The following is a 22,711-nucleotide window of genomic DNA, read 5'->3' as shown; positions in this document are numbered from 1 at the left end:
AAACTGAGGTTATATCAGACAGTGACAAGTGATAAAGATCACAACTGTCAATCAGTTAGGGAGCTTTGTATGCCCTCGGAATACCATGTATCCAGTTTAGTTTTGCATGCCCATCAGGACGCTATTGAGTCTGTACGGGCTAGCATTTTGGCTCTTGCAGGAGCCGACATCCATGCCATCAGCCCTGAAGGCAAATTCATTGTCACCCTGGAAGGTGACAGTCAAAAGAGCATCCTCGCCGGAGTGGAATCCATGCAGGCCCTGGAAGGCGTTTTGTCCAACAGCCTCATCTACCACCATGTCGATTCAATAGAAGAGTGAGAAAACCATGAGTATCAGTCGTCGCGAGTTTATCAAAGCCAATGCCGCGGTGGCCGCAGCAACAGCTGTGGGTATGACCCTGCCGGTAAAGGTGGTGGAAGCAGCTGAGAACGCCTTCCCTATCAAATGGGATAAGGCGCCCTGCCGTTTCTGTGGTGTAGGTTGCAGTGTTTTGGTGGGAACCGAAAACGGAAAAGTCGTGGCCACCAAAGGTGACCCGGAAAGTCCGGTTAACCGAGGCCTGAACTGTATCAAGGGCTATTTTCTGTCCAAGATCATGTACGGTAAAGACCGCCTGGAAACCCCACTGCTGCGCATGAAGAACGGCAAGTATGACAAGGAAGGTGAATTTACTCCTGTCAGCTGGGATGTCGCCTTCGATGTGATGGCCGACAAGTGGAAGAACACATTGAACACCAAGGGCCCGACCGCCATCGGTATGTTCGGTTCAGGTCAGTGGACTATCTGGGAAGGTTACGCTGCAGCCAAGCTACACAAGGCAGGTTTCCGTACCAACAATATCGATCCCAACGCCCGTCACTGTATGGCTTCTGCCGTAGTGGGCTTTATGCGTACCTTTGGTATGGATGAGCCAATGGGCTGTTATGACGATTTGGAAGCCGCCGACCACTTTGTGCTGTGGGGCGCCAATATGGCCGAAATGCACCCGGTACTGTGGGCACGCCTGACCGACCGTCGCCTGAGCCACAAAGACTGCAAAGTACACGTACTCTCGACCTTTGAGAACCGCAGTTTCGAGCTGGCCGACCATCCTATGGTGTTCCGCCCTCAGTCTGATCTGGTGATCCTCAACGCCATTGCCAACTACATCATAGTGAATGGCGCGGTTAACAAAGAGTTCGTTAACAAGCATACCAAGTTTGCGCTGGGTGTGGATGATATTGGCTATGGCCTGCGTCCCGACCATCCACTGGAGAAAAAAGCGAAGAACCCTGGCAACGGCAAGTTCAGCGATATCAGCTTTGCCGAGTATGCTGAGTTCCTTAAGCCTTACACCCTGGACTATGCCTCCCAGATGAGTGGCGTCCCCATTGACCAGCTGGAAACTCTGGCCAGGGCCTATGCTGACCCCAAAATCAAAGTGATGAGCCTGTGGACCATGGGTATCAACCAGCACGTACGTGGCGTATGGGCCAACAACATGTTGTACAACCTGCATCTGTTGACCGGTAAAATTGCCACGCCTGGCAACAGTCCGTTTTCTCTGACAGGTCAGCCTTCTGCCTGCGGCACCGCCCGTGAAGTGGGTACCTTTGCCCATCGTCTGCCTGCTGACATGGTGGTGATGAATCCAAAACACAGAGAAAAAGCCGAAAAAACCTGGCAGCTGCCTGCTGGCACTATTCCTCCCAAGCCTGGCTACCACGCCGTACTGCAAAGTCGCATGCTGAAAGATGGCAAGCTGAACTGCTACTGGACCATGTGTACCAACAATATGCAGGCTGGCCCCAACATCAACGACGAAATTTATCCGGGCTTCCGTAACCCTGAAAACTTCATCGTGGTATCCGATCCGTACCCGACTGTTACCGCCGTTTCTGCCGATCTGATACTGCCCACTGCCATGTGGGTAGAGAAAGAAGGTGCCTATGGTAATGCCGAGCGTCGTACCCATATGTGGCATCAACAGGTGAAGGCTCCGGCAGGCGCCAAGTCCGATCTGTGGCAGCTGATGGAGTTCTCCAAGCGCTTTAAAGTATCTGAAGTATGGCCGGCTGAACTGATTGCCCAGAAACCTGAATACGCAGACAGGACTCTCTATGAAGTGCTGTTCGCAAACGGTGTTATCGATAAATTCCCAGCCTCTGAATGCAAGGGTGAGATGAACGATGAAGCCGACCACTTCGGTTACTACGTTCAGAAGGGCATCTTTGAAGAGTACGCCACCTTTGGTCGCGGTAAAGCCCACGATCTTGCCGAGTTCGACAGATACCATGAAACCCGTGGTCTGCGCTGGCCGGTTGTTGACGGCAAAGAAACCCTGCGTCGTTACGTTGAAGGTTCAGATCCTTATGTTAAGGCAGGCGAAGGCTTCAATTTCTACGGGAAACCAGATGGTAAAGCGGTGATTTTCGCCCTGCCATATGAACCTGCAGCTGAAGAACCTAACGAAGAATATGATCTTTGGATGAGTACAGGTCGGGTGCTGGAGCATTGGCATACAGGTACCATGACTGGCCGCGTACCTGAGCTGCACCGCGCCTATCCGGATGCCCAGATCTTTATGCATCCTGACGATGCCAAAGCCCGTGGTCTGAAGCGTGGTGATGAAGTGATCGTGGCCTCTCCACGTGGTGAAGTGCGTACCCGGGTAGAGACCAAGGGCCGTAACAAGCCGCCTCGCGGCGTGGTATTCATGCCATTCTTCGACGCCCGTCAGCTGGTCAATAAGCTGATCCTGGATGCAACGGATCCTATCTCCAAAGAGACGGATTTCAAGAAGTGTCCGGTTAAGGTGATGAAGGCCTGAGGTCAGATAAGCGTATGAGCAGTAAACCCGCTTCCGCTAACACAGGCCACAAGGCCAAAGTGGTTAATCGTCGCCAGTTTTTGGCGACCACGGCCCGTGCTACCTGTGTGATGGGGCTGGCTGGCACAGGGCTGACAGCCCTGGCCCGCCAAACGGTACCCGCAGCGCCTCAGGCGCTCCGGCCGCCGGGTGCCCTGCCGGAAGCTGAGTTTTTATCTGCCTGTGTACGTTGCGGTCTGTGCGTCAATGCCTGTCCCTGGGACACCCTCAAGCTGGCTCGCTGGTTTGATGGAGCCGCCACAGGAACACCCTACTTTGACGCCAGAGCCGTGCCCTGCGAACTGTGTGAAGATATCCCCTGTGCAGCCCAATGCCCATCCGGTGCGCTGGACAGTCAACTGGAGGATATCAACCAGTCCCGTATGGGTCTGGCGGTCCTTATCGATCAGCAAAATTGCCTGAACTTCAGGGGTCTGCGCTGTGATGTTTGCTACCGCGTATGTCCATTGATTGACGATGCCATTAGCCTGGAGCGTCAGCACAATAGCCGCAGTGGTCACCATGCCGAGTTTATCCCCAAAGTGAACCCGGACAGTTGCACCGGCTGCGGTAAATGTGAACACGCCTGTGTGCTGGAACAACCCGCGATTAAGGTGCTTCCCATTGCACTGGCGATGGGTAAGACAGCGTCTCATGACACCTACGTCGATACTGAGTCCACCACTCTGGATATGCTCAATGGAGGATTCAAACCATGACCAGACAGCCAAGTGCTCACAGCCGCAATCTGTGGCAGCGCAACCGCTTTTTGCTGCTCAGGCGACTGAGCCAAATGCTTGTGCTGATGTGCTTTCTGCTGGGTCCATTAGCCGGCATCTGGATATTCAAGGGCAACCTGTCTTCCAGTCTGGTGTTTGACGCCGTGCCTCTGGCTGATCCACTGGTGACGCTGCAAAGCCTCACCAGTGGGCACTTGCCACAGGCTACCCTGATACTCGGCGGGATACTGGTGTTGCTGCTTTATGCGCTGCTTGGCGGTCGCAGTTTTTGCAGCTGGGTTTGTCCGGTGAATCCCATTACAGACCTCGCAGCCTGGCTTCGTCAAAAACTGCATCTGCCGCGCACTCCCGAGCTGCCAAAGTCGCTGCGCTGGTATCTACTTGCACTGGTTCTGCTGTTACCCGCTATTACCGGCTTATTGGTGTGGGAATGGGTAAATCCTGTGCCCGTTATTTACCGGGCAGTGCTGTTTGGCGGTCTTGGCGGACTCTGGTTACTGGCGGGAGTCTTCCTGCTGGATCTCTTTATCAGTGAGCGGGCCTGGTGTGGTCACCTGTGTCCAAGCGGTGCTTTGTACAGCCTGGCCGGAAAAGTCAGTCCGTTAAGAATGGCTGCCTGTCAGCCTCAGGCCTGCGATATGTGCATGAAGTGTTTTGATGTCTGCCCTGAGCGGCAGATTTTAAAACCGGCATTAAAGGGATACACGCCAAAAATGCTCGGCGCCAGTTGCACCCTTTGTGGCCGCTGTATCGATGTGTGCGACCAAAAAGTTTTCAGCTTTACCAATCGTTGTCGTTTAACCCCTTGTCGGGAAGCAACGACTGACATTAAACCCAATTCAGATATTCAATAACTTTAGATTGCCTCCGGGGCGGAGATAAAATGATGAAAAAACTAATCTGCGTAGCCATGTTAGCCCTCGGCCTGAGTGCGTGTTCCGGTCAGGCTCCCCTGTCCGATGCCCAGCCGGTTAATGTGAAGTCACTGGCCGGTGACAGTAAAATCAGTGAGGTTCGTCCGGCAGATATCATGCCTGAGTACCCAAACCGCGGTAAGTCACTGGAGCGTACCTTTGCCGACCAGCCACCTTTGGTGCCGCATAAGGATTACGCCATTAGCATCAAAAAGAACACCTGCATCAACTGTCACAGCCCGGCCAAAGCCAAGCGTATGCGCACTACTTCGGTACCGGCTTCCCACCTGGAAGCTGACGGCCAGACGCTGAAGGGCGAGAACTACTTCTGCACCCAATGTCACGTACCTCAGGCCAGCAATAAGCAGGCAATTGTGGACAATAGCTTCTGATACTGAGGCTCTATCGCAAAAATCACAAAAGCCACCCAAGGGTGGCTTTTGTTTAGCGTAACTTTGTATCCAGTCTGGTGCTACTCAGGCTTAATGCCCATCAGCTTCAAAGTCTGAATCGCGTCCTCATCGCCAGCTGCTGCACGTGACATAAGCTCCCGAATCGGTCCCTCCCAAACAGGGTCTCCCTCAATCGCGGTTGGGCTAACCTGGTCGCCATCCTGTTTAGCTGACTTGGCTTCCCATGCAGCATCCCCCTCCAGTGCGGCAACTGCCGAAGTAGACACCAACATACCGGCCAACATAATCGTGGTCACTTTCCATGACATAGCTCTTTTCCTCCTTGAAATATCAGCCTCTCCATTGTTACTTCCAACACGTAAGGATGAAAGCGGCTGATAAGATTTCCACCGTTCGATGCATCTGCATTAAACGTTAGATTGATAGCTTAGCTGACTAAGATGAAAAGAGATGGAGAAATTGAGGAGAAAGTCACTGCTAGAAAGTGCGCGCTGACAAACAGATAAAAAAAACCCCGGTCAACGAGTCCGGGGTTGAATGCATAAAGCTTCACAATGTAACCAAATTGAGTGATTGGATCCGCTGAGAATCAGATCCGGCAGAATTCATCACTTCTGCCAACTGCCACCGGTCTCTTTACCGACAACTGTCACGAAATCAATCTTGCTGCGGAGCGGGCCTGAGAAACCCGACATTAATCAGAAAAGAGTCCGACTAAATTCACCTCCGTTTTTCGACGGAGAGAAGATTAAATCTTCTGCCTTTATTGGTAAAATGAATTAATTCCATCAACTGGATTCCAGATCGGCATGAACATTCCAATCAAGACATTACGCTGTTTTATCACCCTGGTCGAAACAGGTAACTATACCCGCGCAGCGGAAAAGCTTTATCTGACCCAACCTACGCTGAGCAAAATGATCCAGCGTCTGGAAGAGCAACTGGGGCAGACACTGCTTATTCGCAATAACCAGAAAGTCACCCCAACCCAGGCGGGGATTTTGTTTGAAGCCAGCGCCAGACAGATGATTGGCCAATGGCATCGCCTCGAGCAGGAGATGACTAACCTTGCAGGCGTTAAATCCGGGGTGTTGCGACTGGGTGTTTGCCCTATGATGAGCAGCCTGTTTATCGGCCTGCTGGTTGAGTTCCGTAAACGTTATCCTGGCATCACTCTGGAGATGGCAGAATACGGCGGATTTGGCTGTGAGCAGGCGTTGATGGAAGACAAGCTGGATATCGCCTTCGCCATTCTGCCTATCACCTTTACCGACGAGCTCGCCAGCTCGACACTGAGGTGCTACCCACTGATGGCCTGTCTGCCCAAGGGCCATCCACTGACCGCCAAGCAAGAGTTGTCCTGGGCGGATTTGGGAGACTATCCCTTTATTCTTTATAACGAAGATTTCTCTTTATCAAAGATTATCACCCGCCTGAGTCGTGCAGCCGGTGTTGAACTGAATATCGCCTTTCGCAGTGGTCAGTGGGATTTTCTGGCGGCCATGGTGGAAGCAGATATGGGACTGGCGCTACTGCCTGAGCCAATTTGTCAGCGTCTGGATAACAGTGAACTGGAGTTTCGGCCTATGTCGCCGGGAATGAACTGGGACCTTGGGATTGCCTGGCGCAAGAATCTGCCCTTAACGCCCGCGGCCAATGCTTTGCTGGAAATGAGCCAGCAGCCAGACTTCAATGATGATTAAAAAGAGCGCCACAGGGCGCTCTTTCTTTACAGCCAGAATGTTGATTTAGTTAAACGACACACTGGAGAGGTCAGAGCAAGTGGCGCTGCCCTGTTCACAAACCTGATAGGTGTACATTCCATAAGGGTTGCTCAGAGTATCGGTATAGCTGCCATCATTACCTGTTGCGCTAATCACCACACCATTACGATACACGTCGACTTTACGGCTGGTCGCACCGGACCAGTTCAACTCAACTTTCTCACCACGCTTGCCCGAAGACACAGAGGTAGAAAGTTGAATATCCACGATTGGTGCAGCCTCACAGCCCTTATTCAGCAAGTACTCATGAGCATCGGCAATCTTAACGATACCATAGCCAAAGTAGTCATCCCTGCCCGATGCACCGGCATCAAATGCTGATTGCTTTAACGCGTCACGGATATCAGCACCTGTACAATCGGTATGATTGGACCACAACAAAGCCGCCAAACCTGCGACAGCAGGCGTTGCCATAGATGTACCACTCATAAAGCCATAATCAGATGGTGTGATTTCCACATTCATTGTTGCTGCAGCATGCAGTGCATCTCTGTCAGCTAATGCAGTACCAATGGCGGGAATAGTGGAAGTGGTTTCCTCACCCAGGGTGCCATACACCATGCCATCGACATTATTGGTAATCACTGCCGCGATACCACCGGATGCTTCGCAATTCATCACCTTATCGTTGAAGGAGATCACGCCGCGATCGATCAGACAAATCTTACCATCGGCATTGGTATCAACACTGTCACCCAATCCCATAAAGTAAGTCTCTCCGGCAGCACTGCCAAGACTGGAGAAGCCCATACCGCTGGATCCGATAACCTGGCCATCAGCACTTAATACAGAAACCACTGTCATATCGGCCGGATAAGTCGACAAGGTACTCACGCCACCTGCCGTGACCTCGACACAAGTGGTATCGATAATCTGTTCGCTGTTCTTCTTGCCCTTACCCGTGTAGATAGTGGTACAGGCTGGAAACTGAGAGAAAGCCGCAATATCGTTATTGGCATCATTGGCACCAACCATCATCACAGACTCATAACCGGCAGGATATGTTCTGACGTTATTGCCATCATTACCTGCTGCCGCAACAACCAGTCCGCCATTTTTGATGAACTCTTTAAAGGCATTCTCTTCAGTGCTGTTTGGACGTCCGCCCCCCAGGCTCATATTGATGATATTGGCTCCGGCAGTGGCACACTTCTCGGTGGCTACAGCCAGATCTGAAGAGTAACCCCAGCCATCGGCGTTAAACACCTTAATGATGTGCATATCCACACCCGGTGCCATCCCCACCACACCAAAACCGTTATCAGCAGCGCCAACAGTACCTGCCACATGCGTACCGTGAGGACCACCATGCTCATCCCAGTTGCCGGTGCCAGAATCATTGTCGCCGGTAATGTTTTGCCACAAGAAGTCCTGGTTGGAACGGTCAAGGCCAGAGTCAATCACACAGACCTTCATGCCGGTGTTGGCCTGTAGTGTTAATTGGTTAGCCTGTGACTGATAAACCGCATAAGGCGTAACCTGAGTTTGGCGCGGGTCACCTATATCATCGCTGTAACTCAGCAACTGACGTTTGGCATCTTCCTCAATCAGCTTAATGTGCGGATTGTTGAGCAGACCTTTAACCTGCTCCAGATCTTTACCGCTAAAAGTCGCTGCTAAAAAGCCGTTACCTTCGGTCTTAATGTCGCCACCCAGCTTTTTAGCCAGCGCCTTCACTACGCCTTTATGGCCATCTTCCACCTGAATGATGTAACGATCATCTGCAGCCGTGGCGGTAAATGCCATACCTACACCCAGCGCAATCAAGGTCTTATTAATTGTTTTCATAGCTCACCTTAATATTGAATTTTGTCATTTGTCAGGAAAGTGAAGCGTCGGGAAGAGCCGCGCTCACGGCTCTTCCATCGACTCACATTGCAATTAATTTATGTGTTCGCAGCGGCCGAATTCGGCGCCGGATTTGATCTTGCTGATAAGACCGTTAGGGAAACCGGTTTTCACCGAAGTGCCGTTCTCACATACATACACCTGGTCCATATCCACGTGATAGGAGATCATGGCGCCGGCTATGCCGCCAACCATTTCAGAGCCAGAGGCGCTCAATGAAATCGGATTATCCATATAGGCATTAGCGGCTTCCTGAACACCTTGCTTGCTGAAGAACTTATCCAGTGTCATCCAACCCAGTTCACGGATATAGATAGCGCCAACGAAGCCAGCCCAGAAATCACCGCCACGGCCGATGATCACGTCACCGTTATCACTCATATCGAAAGGCACCAGGCCCGCATACTCACCGGCAATGCTATGTACCCAATCGACACCCATCTCTTCACAACCATTTTGGCCCCAGAGCATAAACGGCACATCCTCACACCACTTCAGCCCCCCCATATCGGTAAATGCAGCATCCCCGGATCTGGAGTGATCCCACATCACGACGTTACCCTGCATGGTGCCAAGCGCAACCTGCTTACCGTCTTGAGATGAAGCGTGGGCTTCAATGGCGCCTACCTCCTGGTACAGGTTGATCATTGGTCCCTCTTTTACCCAGGCGACCGCTTCCCAGCCATCCAGGGAGCCCAATGCCACCTCTCCGTTACCGGAAACCGCATGAGCGCGCACCCAGGAGTTGATGTTCCAATTAACGTCACGGGTATCCAGCTCGCGCATACCTTTCTTCGGTGTCCAGATGAAAGGCACCATCTCACCTTTGTCGTACTCGTAACACATGCCGTTGTTGTCGACATCCTTATAGGCCAGACCGACCACAGTGTTACCGGCATCATCTATATCCCAACCGCTGGCAGCAGCCGTACCGGATTGTGAACCACCACCACAGCTGTTGCCTGTAAAGTCACCCAGTACAGTCAAACCTTTACCTTCACTCCAAATCGCCGGCGCACTGATACCATTACGATCATGGTCTGAGTTAACCAGCATTTTTGATCCATTACGGTTCATGCGTCCGCTGTCGACTGTCATAAAGTCAGGCAGCATCTCGATACCCTTGTTCTCATCCCAGGTAAAGCCATAACCCATGATGGTACCCATTGAGGAGCGGCCATTTTTCGCCAGGTCCGTGAGGTGCGCGTTAACAATGGGGCGGAAGTTAATACCATCCTCATAACCATTGAAGATGAGGTCAGCCTGTTTGGTTTGGCCTGCCTGAGCCACAATCGGCGTGAAGTCACACTGGTTATCAGAGACAGGGTTGCTGCCCTCATTCTCATTCCAGTATTCAGCCACAGACACAATTGGCGTCTGTCGGGTTGGGTATCCGCCAACATGGATCTCTTCGGTGTAAAGCACATAGCTTTGCCCTGGCGTCAGACCGTTGATCTTGAAGTAACCATCAGGGCCTACTTTGCCCTGAGTCAGGAGGCCGGATTGTGCCGACACTGCGTCCATCAAAGGGTCATTAAGGTTACGGGCGATAATGTTCACACCACTGTACTCAGTGCTGCCATCTTTAAGACGCAGTGTTCCTTCGATTGAACCAAAGCTGCTTTTATAGGCATCAGTCGGATACAGGTTGGAAATAGAAACCCTGTCGTCCAGCACATTAATGGTGCTCTGTGCGGTTCCCGCTGCGCCGTTATGGGCAATGAAGGGGAACATGGTTTCAATAATTTCGGGATCGGCATTATTGGTAGGGCCATACCATTGGGGCCAGTCATGGGCGTGTACGGGTTCAACACCACATCCCTCTACACCTGGATACAGTGGCGCAAAGGTGTTGCTCAGGTAGCCCAGTTGTCCATTGGTTTGGGAGTGAGACAGGTTAATAGCATGGCCAAACTCGTGGGTGAATACTCCGGCTACCTGATTACCCTCAGTATCATTGACATAGACATTCCAGCCATTCATCACAGCAGTGGCTTCGACAATGACGTTGTTCTCATCTGCGATTTCCGGGAAGGCAATCCCCAACACAGCTTCTTTAGGCACACCGAAGAAGTTTTCCAATATGCTGCCATCGGTATCGTAAAGCACCCAGAAACCATAACCATTTTGTTTGGTGTAGATCTCAGCAGCATTGGCACCGGTGACATCAGCAATACCAGTCATCTCTTCAATCGTGCCTGCCACATCGGCCTGGAAAGTGGAGGTGTCAACCTTATTCCACTCATCAAAAGCGAATTGGGTCAGCTCATTGGCACGCTCAACAGACAGAAATACGCTGCCATCATAGTCATAGGTAAAAGCTTCACCACCATCAACATAAACAGGAATGGAGCCTTTTGAGGTGTCCCAGACATAAGGCTTGGGCTGGCCATCATCTGTGGTCAACAAAGGGCCGGCAGCCAGGGCTGAGCCGGAAGTCAGAATGCTCGCAATTGCGACGGTAAATTTATTGAATTTCATTATTTCATCTTCCCATTGCTGATCCATTGCTCAGATACGGCTTTACCCACCAGGCTCATAAAGTCCGCTGCGTTATAGGCTCCAGCCACACTCAACATGCGGTTTTCTGACTCAGACAATGCCCCATCGGCAAACTCAAGGTTGTCAAAAATGCCGTAATTACCGAATTCATTGGAGACCTTGCCGCCCTGCACGGTGAACTTGCCATGGGCCATGCCCGCAGTGGTGCGCAGACCCGTCAGTGACGCCGCCTCATGCATAAACACAATGACAGTTTCGTTGGCATGCCAGCGGGGGAAACCCTCCGGAGATACCGCCAACATCTTGTTGCCGTTTTCCAGCATGCGAGGTTCAGTCAGTCCAAACTGGCGGAAGGTGTAAGTAGAGTCTTTGGCGTGCTTACCCTTGGCAGCACTGTTGACCTTGATGGTCACTTCAGTAAAAGGCAGTCCCTGTGGCGAGATACCATCAGTGACACTTTGCACCTGCCCGGAGAGGATGCTTTCAGATGCGGAGATAAGTTGTTTCAAATTCTGTGGCTTTAACTTGGCAGCATATGCCCCCGGTACAAGCAACATCAGCACTGACAACAATGCCAGTATGTAAGGCTTGATATTCATCGTATGTCCTTCCCTTTGATTGTTCTGGTTATTAAGAAAGAACCAATCAGTCGCTGTAACGCTTGATGCGCTAAGCTCGCAGGCTCTCTCCAGCGGCAGAGTTGCACCGCCGTCTTCTCAAGCTAGCGACTTGAACGGGGAAGGGATATCAGGGAATCCCTGATTTTTATCCTTTAAAAACAACTGGATACAAATTGTCACACCAGATAAAAATATCGACACACAACGAGCACACAGAGAAAAATGCTAAAAACGAATTAAACGGAGAAAACAAAGAGAGGATACTGACTGGAGGGGGAAACACACTCCCCCCATGAAGTGTTTTGCTTATAGCTCAATGTATCAGTTGCTCCTGAATAGCAAACCTGACTAAACCAGCGACATCATAGATGTTTAACCTCGACATAATATGAGCGCGGTGGGTCTCCACTGTTTTGATGCTTACATTTACGGCCTCTGCAATTTGCCGGGTTGAATACCCCTCTGCAATCAGCTGAAGTATTTGACGCTGCCTTCCGGTCAACAGCTCCAACAGAGAATCACAATCCCGGGGTTCCAGTAACAATCTGTCCAACAGCTCAGCATCTATCTCGTTGCTGACATATGACCCACCGTCCAGCACTGCCATAACAGCAGGCTCCAGCTCCTCCACAGCAGCATCTTTTAACAGATAGCCATTGGCACCGCTTTTCAGGCACCTGGCGACATACTCCACATTATTGTGCATAGACAGCATAAGAATTTTGACCGGCAACTTGCGACGCTGAACAGCTTTAACCACCTCGATGCCATTTAGCCCCTTGAGGGAAATATCCAGCACCAGAATGTCGGGACACTCATTCTCCAATATGGAGATTGCTTCGTTACCATCGCCACACTCTCCAATAACGTTGAGGGAGGGCATCGAATTCAACAGAGTCCGGATACCCGCACGCACCAACTCATGGTCATCCACCAAAATCACCGAATGTTTATTCTTCATAAGGAAACTCTACAGAGACAGTGACACCGCGTCCGGGTAAGGCAGATATTCGTAAGCTGCCGTCATATGACAGCACCCGTTCTTCCATACCCAATAGCCCTAAATGACCACCTTTGGCGGCCTTCTCTTTAACTGCCTCCCTGTCAAAACCAATACCATTGTCTGTAATATCCGCAGTCACAATTCCCTCACTAAAACCGAGTAACACCTTGATTTGAGTTGCACTGGAGTGCTTTATGGCATTGGTCACCGACTCCTGAATCACCCGAAACAGGGTTGTAGTCAGACCTGGACTGACTTCAGGGAACTTATCGTCGACAACAAAGGTAATGGGAGATGGCAATGATGCAGACATCTTCCGCAGCTGATCATTGATACCCGCGACCAATCCCACATCATCAAGCAGACTGGGGCGCAGGTCGAAAGAGATTGCCCTTACCTGCTTAATCATCAATTGGATAGAGTTGATACACTCATCAATTCGCGCAGTATCGTGGTGATATTGACGGCGGTAAAGTTGCAAACTTATCTGGGCTGCAGTGAGAGACTGTCCAAACTGATCATGGAGTTCTCTGGAGATAGACCTTCTCTCCTCCTCCTTGGCATTTTGAATTTTAGTGGCTAATTGGCGCATCCCCTCAAAGGCGGCCCTTAACTTCTCTTCATTTTGCTCAAGCTTACTGATCGCCAGTAATTTCTCTTCCTTCAGCAAATTCAATCGTTCGGTATAGCGCTGCCATTTGGCCATACGATATTTGTGATAGCCCACCGCCAAGGTCGCGATAAACAGCAGCAAAATGGCTTGATACCAGGAGTTTCTCCACCATGGGGGAATGACAGACACTGTCAACTGAGCTGGCTCACTCCACTTGCCACCACTCACCATTCCTCTAACCTCGATATGATGGACACCCGGCTCCAGCCCGTAGAAGTTCAGGTGATGCTGGTTGTTAAGAGCGGTCCAGCTCTCAGCCGGAGAAATTCGATATTCATAAACCCGACTGGCCGGTTGAAAATCAAGTAAAGCAAACTCAAGACTCAACATCCCTCCCCAGGGCACCTCCAGTTGGAATGGGTCTGAAATCGCTGCAGCATGAATTGCATGTGACTGTTGGTCATGGGTAATGCGGGTAAACCTTAAAGAACCTGGAATCACTGGCTGCTGGGGCTGTTGATTGCCAATAAAGTAAGCCCCTTTGTGAGTCCCCAGGATGGTATAGCCGTTAGCAATAGCCTTGGCTCTTTGAATAAAACTGCCGGAATCCTCCAACATGGCATCCCGGACTTTATAGAATTCAGCTCCTCCGTCAGAGCGACTGAACAGGCCGTTTGCAGTGGCAAACCACACACTGCCATCTGGCTGCAAAATAATGGATTTAATCGACATGGCATGTAACCCGGATTCTACAACCAGGTTGGGGCGGGTCTGACCATGGTCGCTGAATACGACTCTGTGCAGTCCCCCACCATCTGTACCGACCCAGATCGTTCCCTGAGCATCTTTGACTATGTCTGAAATGTAGTAGTGACTTAAGCCCGTGTTATTGACCAGCAAACGCTCACACTCCCAGTTAGCCATACGGCACAGGTTAAGACCGTTGGAGCGTGTCCCAACCCATAAATACCCGTTATCGACCAGTACCGAAGTGACATAGTTGCCGCTGAGAGATAATGGATTTTCAGGGTTATGCTTGAAGGCAGTAAATGTATCACTGGCAGGGTTATACAAGTACAGGCCGTCTCCGCCTGTACCAATCCAGATATCGCCGCTGTTGTCCGGCTCTAGCACCCTGATAAAGCCCTTGCCGATGGAGTTGGCCGCCGATGCCTGATATTGGATAAAGGCAAGCACCTCGCCATCCGGAGACAGCCGCCATAAGCCGGAGGAGGTCCCGACCAGTAGCTGGTTATCAGTGGTGGCAGAAATGCTGACAATACCGTTTATTTGCCTGGATGAAGACAGGTTCTCCACCTTGTGCAGGTCCGGAGATTGCATCTCCATTTGGTACAGGCCCTGACTGAAAGATCCAATCCAGACCTTGTCTCCTTCAGGATCAGCATACACAGCTGTCACGTCCGGCAGTGCTTGCCAGAAGCTATTCAAAGCTTCTTTTCGAGTATCACCATGGAAGTCTGACAACAGGTGAATGCCACTTCCCCAGGTAGAATAGAAGAGCTGCCCCTGCTCATTGGACTGGATACTGGTAATTGTCTCTCCGGCAGCTTCGGGCGGGGAGTGCAAATGAACAGGTTTGCCGTGTTTCAGCTCGTAAAAATGAATACCTTTGCTGTGGGTGCCGACAACCAGCGTGTCACCATAAAGCTTAAGGGCAATGATAATTGGCTTTGCGCCATCAACATTGGTCAACTCAACCTCATGAGCAAGCATACTGCCAAGATCAATTTTAACCAGCCCTTGCCGCGTCCCCACCCAGAGAAACTCTGACCTTTGCTCTATGATGGAGAAAACATCTTTAACGCCTTCCGGCAGTGCCACCCGGATAAAGTTCTGACTCTGCTCATCCCAATAGACCAGGCCCCCGCCCAGAGTTCCTACCCACAACCTTTGGCGACTATCAACAAACAACTTGTATATGTAATTCGCTGGCAAGGATGCTAAATCAGCTTCGCTGCTGAAAAAACGCGTCACCTCCCCCGTCTCACGATTCAAACGGTTCAGCCCAATCTGAGTTGCAATCCAGAGGTGACCATCGGGGCCATCTACCACGTCATAGACACTGTCATTACTGAGCGAGTTGGCATTGTGAGACTTATGCCGATAAGTAGAAAACGATGCATCATCAGGGTTAAAACGACTCAGACCACCACTGTTGGTCGATACCCAGATATTATTGTCTGAGCTTTGATAGAGATTACGGATGTCCAACGCCGCAATACTGCCGGGTTGATTGATATCCGGCCCGAATTTGTACAGTTGATTACCATCATAGAAAAATAAACCATGCTGAGATGCCAGCCACAGAAAGCCTCTGTGATCGAACATCATCGCCGAAATGTTCTCTGCATCCAGGCCAATTCGCTGTGCCAACGGCTGTTCAGCAGCATAAATAGCTGCACTGATAAACAGCATCACTACTAACAATAACAGATTGAATATATTGAACATTACAGACCCTTGGCTAGCTTTGGGTCACGCTATCATCGCCAAGCAATCAATTCAACATATCCATAACATCGTGACAGTCAATTGACTTTTCCAGGCATAAAAAAACCCGCCATCAGGCGGGTTTTTATTAAAGCTTAGTCAGCGCAAGAATTACTTCTTAGCAGCGTCTTTAGCTTTAGCGTCAGCAATTACTTGCTCAGCTACGTTGTTTGGACATGGAGCGTAGTGTGAGAACTCCATAGAGAACTGACCACGACCAGAAGTCATAGTACGCAGGTGACCAATGTAGCCGAACATTTCAGCCAGAGGTACATCACCCTTGATACGTACGCCAGTCAGACCAGCTTCCTGGTCTTTGATCATGCCGCGACGACGGTTCAGGTCACCGATTACGTCACCAACGTGATCTTCTGGAGTGAACACGTCAACCTTCATGATAGGCTCCAGCAGCTGTGGCTTAGCCTTAGGCATGGACTGACGGAATGCACCCTTAGCAGCGATTTCGAACGCGATTGCTGAGGAGTCAACTGCGTGGTAAGAACCATCGAACAGTTCAACTTCAACGTCCAGTACTGGGAAGCCAGCCAGAGGACCAGTTTCCATCATAGATGCGAAACCTTTCTCAACCGCAGGCCAGAATTCCTTAGGAACGTTACCACCAACTACAGTAGATTCGAACTTGAAGCCGCTTCCTGGCTCACCAGGACGGATGCGGTAGTCGATCTTACCGAACTGACCAGAACCACCAGACTGCTTCTTGTGGGTGTACTGATCTTCGATTGGCATGGTGATGGTTTCACGGTATGCAACCTGTGGAGCACCAACAGTCAGTTCAACACCGAAGGTACGCTTCAGGATGTCTACTTTGATGTCCAGGTGCAGTTCACCCATACCTTTCAGGATGGTGTCACCGGTTTCCTGGTCGGTTTCAACCTGGAATGATGGATCTTCAGCAACCATCTTACCCAGTGCGATACCCAGCTTCTCAGAAGCGCCTTTATCCTTAGGAGTAACAGCGATAGAGATTACTGGCTCAGGGAAGATCATTGGTTCCAGAGTACATTCATGCTTAGGATCACACAGGGTGTGACCAGTCTGAACGTTCTTCATACCAACTACAGCGATGATGTCACCAGCTTGTGCGTAGTCGATCTCGTTACGGTCGTTAGCGTGCATCTCAACCATACGGCCGATACGCTCAGTCTTACCGGTAGCAGAGTTCAGAACGGTGTCACCCTTCTTCAGCTTACCAGAGTAAACACGGATAAAGGTCAGGGCGCCGAAACGGTCATCCATGATCTTGAACGCCAGAGCGCGCAGTGGCTCATCGATAGATACAGTAGCAACTTCACCAGTCTCTTCACCAGTTTCTGGATCAGTCAGAGGCTGTGGGTCAACTTCTGTTGGAGATGGCAGGTAATCTACTACCGCATCCAGAATCAGCTGCATACCTTTGTTCTTGAACGCACTACCACAGAAGGTAGGGAAGAACATCAGGTCACGGGTACCCTTACGGATACATGCTTTCAGCTGTTCGATAGATGGCTCAGTACCTTCTTCCAGGTATTCCATCAGCAGATCTTCGTCAGCTTCCAGAGCAGTTTCGATCAGAGCTTCACGGTATTCAGCAACCTGATCAACCATGTCAGCTGGGATTTCTTTGATTTCAAAGTTTTCTGGCAGACCGGAATCATCCCAAACGAAAGCTTGGTTGTTCAGAACGTCAACAACGCCCACGAACTCGTCTTCACGACCGATAGGCAGGGTCATAACCAGTGGGTTTGCACCCAGAACGCGCTTAACCTGACCAACTACGCGGAAGAAGTCTGCACCCATACGGTCCAGCTTGTTCACGAAGATCAGACGAGCAACTTCAGATTCGTTAGCATAGCGCCAGTTGGTTTCTGACTGTGGTTCAACACCGCCGCTACCACAGAATACACCGATACCACCGTCCAGAACTTTCAGAGAACGGTAAACTTCTACGGTGAAGTCAACGTGTCCAGGGGTGTCAATTACGTTGAAGCGGTGATCTTTCCAGAAACAGGTAGTCGCCGCAGACTGAATGGTAATACCACGCTCAGCTTCCTGATCCATGAAGTCCATGGTAGAGGCGCCGTCGTGTACTTCACCCAGACGGTGAATTTTACCGGTGAGCTTAAGGATACGCTCGGTGGTCGTGGTTTTACCCGCGTCAACGTGAGCGAAAATACCAATATTTCTGTATTTTGATAAGTCGGTCATGATTCAACTTTTTTGCTTAGTTTAGAAAGTAGACGGAGTATGCCACAAATCGCAGCAAACCACACATCAGATTTTAAGGCGCATATTGTAAATGCGAAACGCTCAAGAGCGCAAACTGAGCTTGCACTTTTTCACAACAAGATTGGGAGTTATTCCTGCTTTTTGGCAAAAAAACTCCACGGTTTAACTCCTTAGAAGAAGTTATCGATTATTTTTGTGTTAACAGCAGCTCAACCCCAGATAGATAGTAGGGTTAACGCCACGGAAAATAAGAGAAAGCCATCCCTGAATCAGCGTTTTACCCGCTCAGGCATGGCTTATTTGATATTTTCAACGACTTAGCTTTGCCTCATGGGCAAAATTACCGCTTTATGAATTTTCTTGCGCCAGCAGTTCATCAAAAGCAGGGATAACCAGCACATGGCTGCGCATCTTGCTCAGAATGGCTTCTGCAGTATTGCCAATCACATGACCGAGTATCCCTTTACGCTGACGTGCCCCAATCACAAAGTACTGGGCTTTCAGGCGGCAGGATAACTCATACAGGCAAAGCTCAGGGTCACCTGCGATCACATGAATCTGCTCTTCCGGCAGTTCAAGGGCAGCCAACTCATGGGCAAAGCGTTCACGGGCATTGGCCGCAACTGTGGCATTGTCCACCAGATCCAGATCGTTGATCACCACATGCATACGACTTACATAGGCAACATGCAGCTTACCGCCGGTTGCTTTGGCCAGCGCCTTACCCCGTGCGACAACAGCCTTGTTCAATTGCTGCTTCACAGGGCTGTTACTGCCCAGATCCACGGCGACCAACACATCGTCTCCAGTCAACTGAGGGTTATCAGTCAGGAACAAGAGTGGCGTTTTGGTATGGCGAATAAGGTGCCAGTCGGTGGGCATAAAGCGATCGCTGTCGTGGATCGCTTTTACCATCAGAGAGTAACCGCCGTTATAGGCAGCTTCAGTAGCATGTTCATACAGGTGCTTGTGCCACAGGCTCTGGACAGGTACATCTTCTGCGCCCAACTGTGCCAGTTTGGCTGCAGCGGCCTGTTTGGCCTTTTTAACGATGGCGGCCTGAGTCACGGGCGTGACAGCAGGAATGTAGTGCTCGAAATCGGGGAGGTGCTCATAGCTATATGCAAATACTTCCGGAGCCATATCCAGCTGCCTGGAAAGCTTAACTCCATGACCGACGGCGTCTGATTGGGCATCGGTTTTTTGGGCGATAATATAGACCTTGTCCATTACATTCCTCCTGAATTTTAATCCCACGGAGAAACTAGTTGAACAAAATTAATCCACACTTAATTTGAGGGTTAGACAGACCAAAACGAGATGTGCGTCACACTATTTTTCACTTCAGGCTACGCCTGTTGAAAGCCGCCCAAATCTGAAGTTGCCGCGGCCATGTTGTTTAACCTCGTACATGGCCATATCCGCAGACTCAAGCATCTGCTCCAGCGTACTGCCGTGATGGGGATAGACAGCAATACCTATGCTGGCACCTATTTCACATTCAAGCTCGTCGTTAACGGCGATGGGCAGGTAAAGACTGCTCAACGCCGTTTTCGCCAGACTTCTGAGGCGGGTATAGTCCTTGTCGACGCTGGGTACGCCAATAACAAACTCATCGCCCCCCCAGCGCGCGACCATCACATCATCACCCAGGGCTCCAAGGCGCTCGGCCACCACTTTAAGCACGGCGTCGCCAGCTTCATGTCCGTGGATATCATTGACGGGTTTAAACCTGTCGAGATCGATAAGCAGCAAGCCCATCATGGCATTATTCTGATCCGCCCGGCGCATCAACTCTCTCAGCACCTGTTCACCGGCACGGCGGTTTTTCAGATGGGTCAACATGTCATGCTCAGCCTCAAACCGGATCATCCTCTCCCGATAGGTGCGTTCAGTCACGTCGTACATCATCACTTCCAAAATGGTTTCTTCACCCTCCTGCTGTCCCTGTACTTTGGAGAACAGGCAGTGCACCCACTTGAGAATATCCGAATCCACAGTTCTGAGTTGCAACTCCATCTCCACGTGGTTGGCGAAAGGATCGCTGCGGAAATTGTGCAGGAACTCTTCCAGCTCAGCCTGCTCCTCAAACCATTCCACCAGAGTGCTACGGCTACTGCGGGTTTGACTGCCACTCAGCAAGCAAAAGGCCTCATTCACTTCCAGTAAGGCGTTATTACTGTCGACAAGGCAGATACCGGCACTGGCTTTTTCGAAGATCAACCTGAACTTGCGCTCCAGCTGTTCAGTCCTTTCCCTCAGGCCCCGTTCCTGCTCCAGAGACTCGTTCAGATTGTTGATAAGGGTATTAATACCACGCACCAGGCTACCGATTTCATCCTTCTCATGGCGTCGTGGCACCGTGAGCATGGCGTTGGCTCCGGGGACAATCTGCTCCACTTTTTGAGTGAGAAAATTAAGCGGAGCCGTCAGGGTTTTATGCACCAACAATGACACCAATGCAGCAATGGCCAACGCCTGAATTGCCAATACCCAGGCCTGGCTGACCGCCCCCTGAGTCGCCCTCTCATCGATATATGCCTGGTTGGGCATCAGCAAGAGCTTGCCCAGGGTTTGGTCACTGAAAAACGGGTGATGAATCTCGAACCGAATCACCTCGGCGGCCTGCAGATCAAAACCCCGGCTGCCTATCCATGCCTTATCCCCTTCAGTCAACATGGCTCCGGCGACCAGATCATTGATCTCCAACCCCTGCACTATCTCTTTCGCGAGCTCAGCGTCCTGCACATAGAGTGCAACAGAGGCGGTACTTTCCACCGTAAGCGCCAACTGGCTTATCTGATTAGTGGCAAGCTGCTCAGCTCTGAACTTGGTATCCAGATAAAAGAACACGCTGGCCACTACGGCTGCGATAAAAGCACCGATACCAATGACCAGGGCAACTTTGATATACAGCTTGCGATTAAAGATCAAAGCGATGCACCACCTTCATCTTATCCGTCACATCCGAACTGCGAACAAAGCTAATGGCCGAAGGTGTACTGCCAATCCGCTCACTCAGTGATTCAAGATTACGTATCTCCTCCGGCTGACGTACCCGTCCGGAAAACTGCAGTCGTGCCCAATAGGCATTAACCTGCGCCAGATTGCGATTCACCAGCGAACGATAGAATGCCTCCCTCACCTGCTGATCGCTGGCATTTTCATAGACGGTGACGGACCTGCCATCGGGAAAGGTCCGATATCGTCCCATAAAGATGTCCACCAGCTCATTGTGAGTCAGCGACTCTATGCCGCTGTCCGCGTTAACCACCACCCACAGTGCATCTTCCGACTTGGCCGGAAGTGTGAAAATCAAGAGCAATATCAGTGTTGACAGTCTCTTCATGGCTAAAAAATAAAACTCAGGTTGATGGAAAACAGTTGCACTCTTTCGTCCTGCGCTTCAGGCTCTTTCCGAACCCATAGGCCACTGCCCTGATGCCCGATATTGACGTGGTCCCACTGTAATTTAAGGGCGAAATCTTCTGCGAAGTCCCAGCGAATTCCCACGCTGATTGTATGTTGTTGCTGCCGACTGGAGCGATATGCAAGCTCTGCCCCCTGATGCAGGGCTGAAAGTTGCATCTGCTGCTCAGGAGGGAGAAAGGGCAATATCAGAGGTGGCTCAACTTCAGGGATCTTTTCCGTATGCCTGACCCCAGCGTACACACCATAAAAGGTGAAATCTTCGACTCGGCGACCAACACTGATATACCCGGAGATATAGGGTTGTAACGGCTGCCAGTTGGTATCTGTGTAGCCCAGTTCGGACTGAATAAGCCAGTTGCCACTATCGTATCTGGCTCCCGCGGCATAATACTCAGAGATGCGATTTTGGTAGCGAATGTCAGCCGCTATGCTTCTGCTCGCTGGCCAAAGAGTGACCGGTACGGACTCAATCACACTCAATAACGCATCCGCTTCGGGGTTGTTACCGGAAATATCTGAACGGGCAAAAGCCAACCGCCATAACCAGTCATGGGAAGACAGGCTCAGGGTAAGAGAGGTAATAGCATCCAGCTCAATATTGACAGTTTGATCTGCGCCGGCCAGCTCTTCGTTATTGTTGCCATAGGCTAATCTGGCTTCCAACATGTAGTCTTTGAGGTGACGACTATAGGTGATATCCAGGCCGTTATATCTGGTGGTTGAAGAGATAACACTGTAAAACTCAGGCACGGGGCGAGCCCATAGGTAAGCGTAAGATACATCCTTGTATTCAGACAGCATGTATAGATCCAGCCCCAACCTTCCGGCTCGGAATGACCATTGCTCATTGGGCTGGTAACGTACAAATGCCCATTCCAGAGCATCCTCCAGGTCATCACTGACTCTGTCCTTCAGCAATACCTGAACCATGGCGTCGAAATGCTCGTTAAATCGGGCGTTGAGCTGCAATCCCATCATGCTGTCGACATTGGCGCTCCATCCATGGCCAGAGGCTTCCATGGTGTAGTCCCGGTGAAACCCAAGCACCCTGCTGTCGTTATGAATAACTCCAATATTGCCAAAGCCACTGAACTGTACATCAGGCTCCGCCAAAGCGACCTCACTCCATGGTAACAACAGACTCAGGCATAAAAGCATGTACCTGCTCAATTCTATCTCCCGAAACATTCAGCGCGTAAACCTTCTTAAGCTTAGAAGCTTTCAGCAGATAGTGGTAAGTCTGCCCCCTTTTAT

The 22,711-nt window shown here is 50.7% G+C and carries 17 protein-coding genes; 6 read left to right on the top strand and 11 right to left on the bottom strand.

Annotation, left to right across the window (positions count from 1 at the left end; genetic code table 11):
* The first annotated feature begins 69 nt into the window (after nucleotides 1–69).
* From ACFOE0_RS18610 to ACFOE0_RS18590, 5 genes are read left to right on the top strand one after another with little or no spacing between them, the layout of a single operon-like run.
* Nucleotides 70–321, top strand: a complete 252-nt coding sequence (locus tag ACFOE0_RS18610; protein ID WP_248934100.1) for a chaperone NapD — start codon at nucleotides 70–72, stop codon at nucleotides 319–321.
* A 7-nt stretch (nucleotides 322–328) separates the two neighbouring features.
* A complete protein-coding gene (napA, locus tag ACFOE0_RS18605) occupies nucleotides 329–2,812 on the top strand; it encodes a nitrate reductase catalytic subunit NapA (RefSeq protein WP_248934099.1) in 2,484 nt (827 codons plus the stop codon).
* 14 nt (nucleotides 2,813–2,826) lie between these two features.
* Nucleotides 2,827–3,570, top strand: a complete 744-nt coding sequence (gene napG, locus ACFOE0_RS18600; protein ID WP_248934098.1) for a ferredoxin-type protein NapG — start codon at nucleotides 2,827–2,829, stop codon at nucleotides 3,568–3,570.
* Nucleotides 3,567–4,445, top strand: coding sequence for a quinol dehydrogenase ferredoxin subunit NapH (gene napH / locus ACFOE0_RS18595; protein ID WP_248934097.1), 879 nt, complete (start codon nucleotides 3,567–3,569; stop codon nucleotides 4,443–4,445). The genes napG and napH overlap by 4 nt, the downstream gene beginning before the upstream one ends.
* A 32-nt stretch (nucleotides 4,446–4,477) precedes the next feature.
* Entirely contained in the window at nucleotides 4,478–4,897 is a 420-nt protein-coding gene (locus ACFOE0_RS18590; protein ID WP_248934750.1) for a nitrate reductase cytochrome c-type subunit, read from the top strand.
* Between the two features lie 80 nt (nucleotides 4,898–4,977).
* Here the strand turns inward: ACFOE0_RS18590 and ACFOE0_RS18585 are convergent, their stop codons facing one another.
* Nucleotides 4,978–5,226, bottom strand: a complete 249-nt coding sequence (locus ACFOE0_RS18585; RefSeq protein WP_248934096.1) for a hypothetical protein — start codon at nucleotides 5,224–5,226, stop codon at nucleotides 4,978–4,980.
* 501 nt (nucleotides 5,227–5,727) lie between these two features.
* Between ACFOE0_RS18585 and ACFOE0_RS18580 the strand changes: the two genes are divergently transcribed.
* Nucleotides 5,728–6,621 carry a LysR family transcriptional regulator gene (locus ACFOE0_RS18580; RefSeq protein ID WP_248934095.1) on the top strand — a complete coding sequence of 298 codons (894 nt, stop codon included), beginning with the start codon at nucleotides 5,728–5,730 and terminating at the stop codon, nucleotides 6,619–6,621.
* A gap of 45 nt (nucleotides 6,622–6,666) precedes the next feature.
* On the opposite strand, the gene ACFOE0_RS18575 is transcribed toward ACFOE0_RS18580, so the two are convergent.
* From ACFOE0_RS18575 to ACFOE0_RS18530, 10 genes are all read right to left on the bottom strand, one after another.
* Nucleotides 6,667–8,490 carry a S8 family serine peptidase gene (locus ACFOE0_RS18575; RefSeq protein ID WP_248934094.1) on the bottom strand — a complete coding sequence of 608 codons (1,824 nt, stop codon included), beginning with the start codon at nucleotides 8,488–8,490 and terminating at the stop codon, nucleotides 6,667–6,669.
* A gap of 93 nt (nucleotides 8,491–8,583) precedes the next feature.
* Nucleotides 8,584–11,031 (bottom strand): hypothetical protein, encoded by a 2,448-nt coding sequence (locus tag ACFOE0_RS18570; protein ID WP_248934093.1) that lies wholly within the window; start codon nucleotides 11,029–11,031, stop codon nucleotides 8,584–8,586.
* The gene (locus tag ACFOE0_RS18565) at nucleotides 11,031–11,651 is read right to left on the bottom strand and encodes a hypothetical protein (RefSeq protein ID WP_248934092.1); all 621 of its coding nucleotides are present in this window, start codon (nucleotides 11,649–11,651) and stop codon (nucleotides 11,031–11,033) included. The genes ACFOE0_RS18570 and ACFOE0_RS18565 overlap by 1 nt, the downstream gene beginning before the upstream one ends.
* 334 nt (nucleotides 11,652–11,985) lie before the next feature.
* Nucleotides 11,986–12,633 (bottom strand): response regulator, encoded by a 648-nt coding sequence (locus ACFOE0_RS18560; RefSeq protein WP_248934091.1) that lies wholly within the window; start codon nucleotides 12,631–12,633, stop codon nucleotides 11,986–11,988.
* On the bottom strand, nucleotides 12,623–15,760 hold the full coding sequence (locus ACFOE0_RS18555; protein WP_248934090.1) for a ligand-binding sensor domain-containing protein: 3,138 nt from the start codon (nucleotides 15,758–15,760) through the stop codon (nucleotides 12,623–12,625). Before ACFOE0_RS18555 ends, ACFOE0_RS18560 begins: the two co-directional genes overlap by 11 nt.
* Before the next feature lie 150 nt (nucleotides 15,761–15,910).
* Nucleotides 15,911–18,004 (bottom strand): elongation factor G, encoded by a 2,094-nt coding sequence (gene fusA / locus ACFOE0_RS18550; protein ID WP_248934089.1) that lies wholly within the window; start codon nucleotides 18,002–18,004, stop codon nucleotides 15,911–15,913.
* Between the two features lie 369 nt (nucleotides 18,005–18,373).
* A complete protein-coding gene (locus tag ACFOE0_RS18545; protein ID WP_248934088.1) occupies nucleotides 18,374–19,255 on the bottom strand; it encodes a universal stress protein in 882 nt (293 codons plus the stop codon).
* A gap of 114 nt (nucleotides 19,256–19,369) precedes the next feature.
* The gene (locus tag ACFOE0_RS18540; protein ID WP_248934087.1) at nucleotides 19,370–20,959 is read right to left on the bottom strand and encodes a diguanylate cyclase domain-containing protein; all 1,590 of its coding nucleotides are present in this window, start codon (nucleotides 20,957–20,959) and stop codon (nucleotides 19,370–19,372) included.
* Nucleotides 20,949–21,344, bottom strand: coding sequence for a hypothetical protein (locus ACFOE0_RS18535; protein ID WP_248934086.1), 396 nt, complete (start codon nucleotides 21,342–21,344; stop codon nucleotides 20,949–20,951). The genes ACFOE0_RS18540 and ACFOE0_RS18535 overlap by 11 nt, the downstream gene beginning before the upstream one ends.
* A gap of 32 nt (nucleotides 21,345–21,376) precedes the next feature.
* Entirely contained in the window at nucleotides 21,377–22,627 is a 1,251-nt protein-coding gene (locus ACFOE0_RS18530; protein WP_248934085.1) for a hypothetical protein, read from the bottom strand.
* Between the last annotated feature and the right edge of the window lie 84 nt (nucleotides 22,628–22,711).

Source organism: Shewanella submarina (genome assembly GCF_042646185.1).
In the GTDB taxonomy this organism is placed as follows: Bacteria; Pseudomonadota; Gammaproteobacteria; order Enterobacterales; family Shewanellaceae; genus Shewanella; species Shewanella corallii.
The sequence above is the reverse complement of the archived record's forward strand: the minus strand, read 5'-3'. Positions and strand labels throughout refer to the sequence as shown.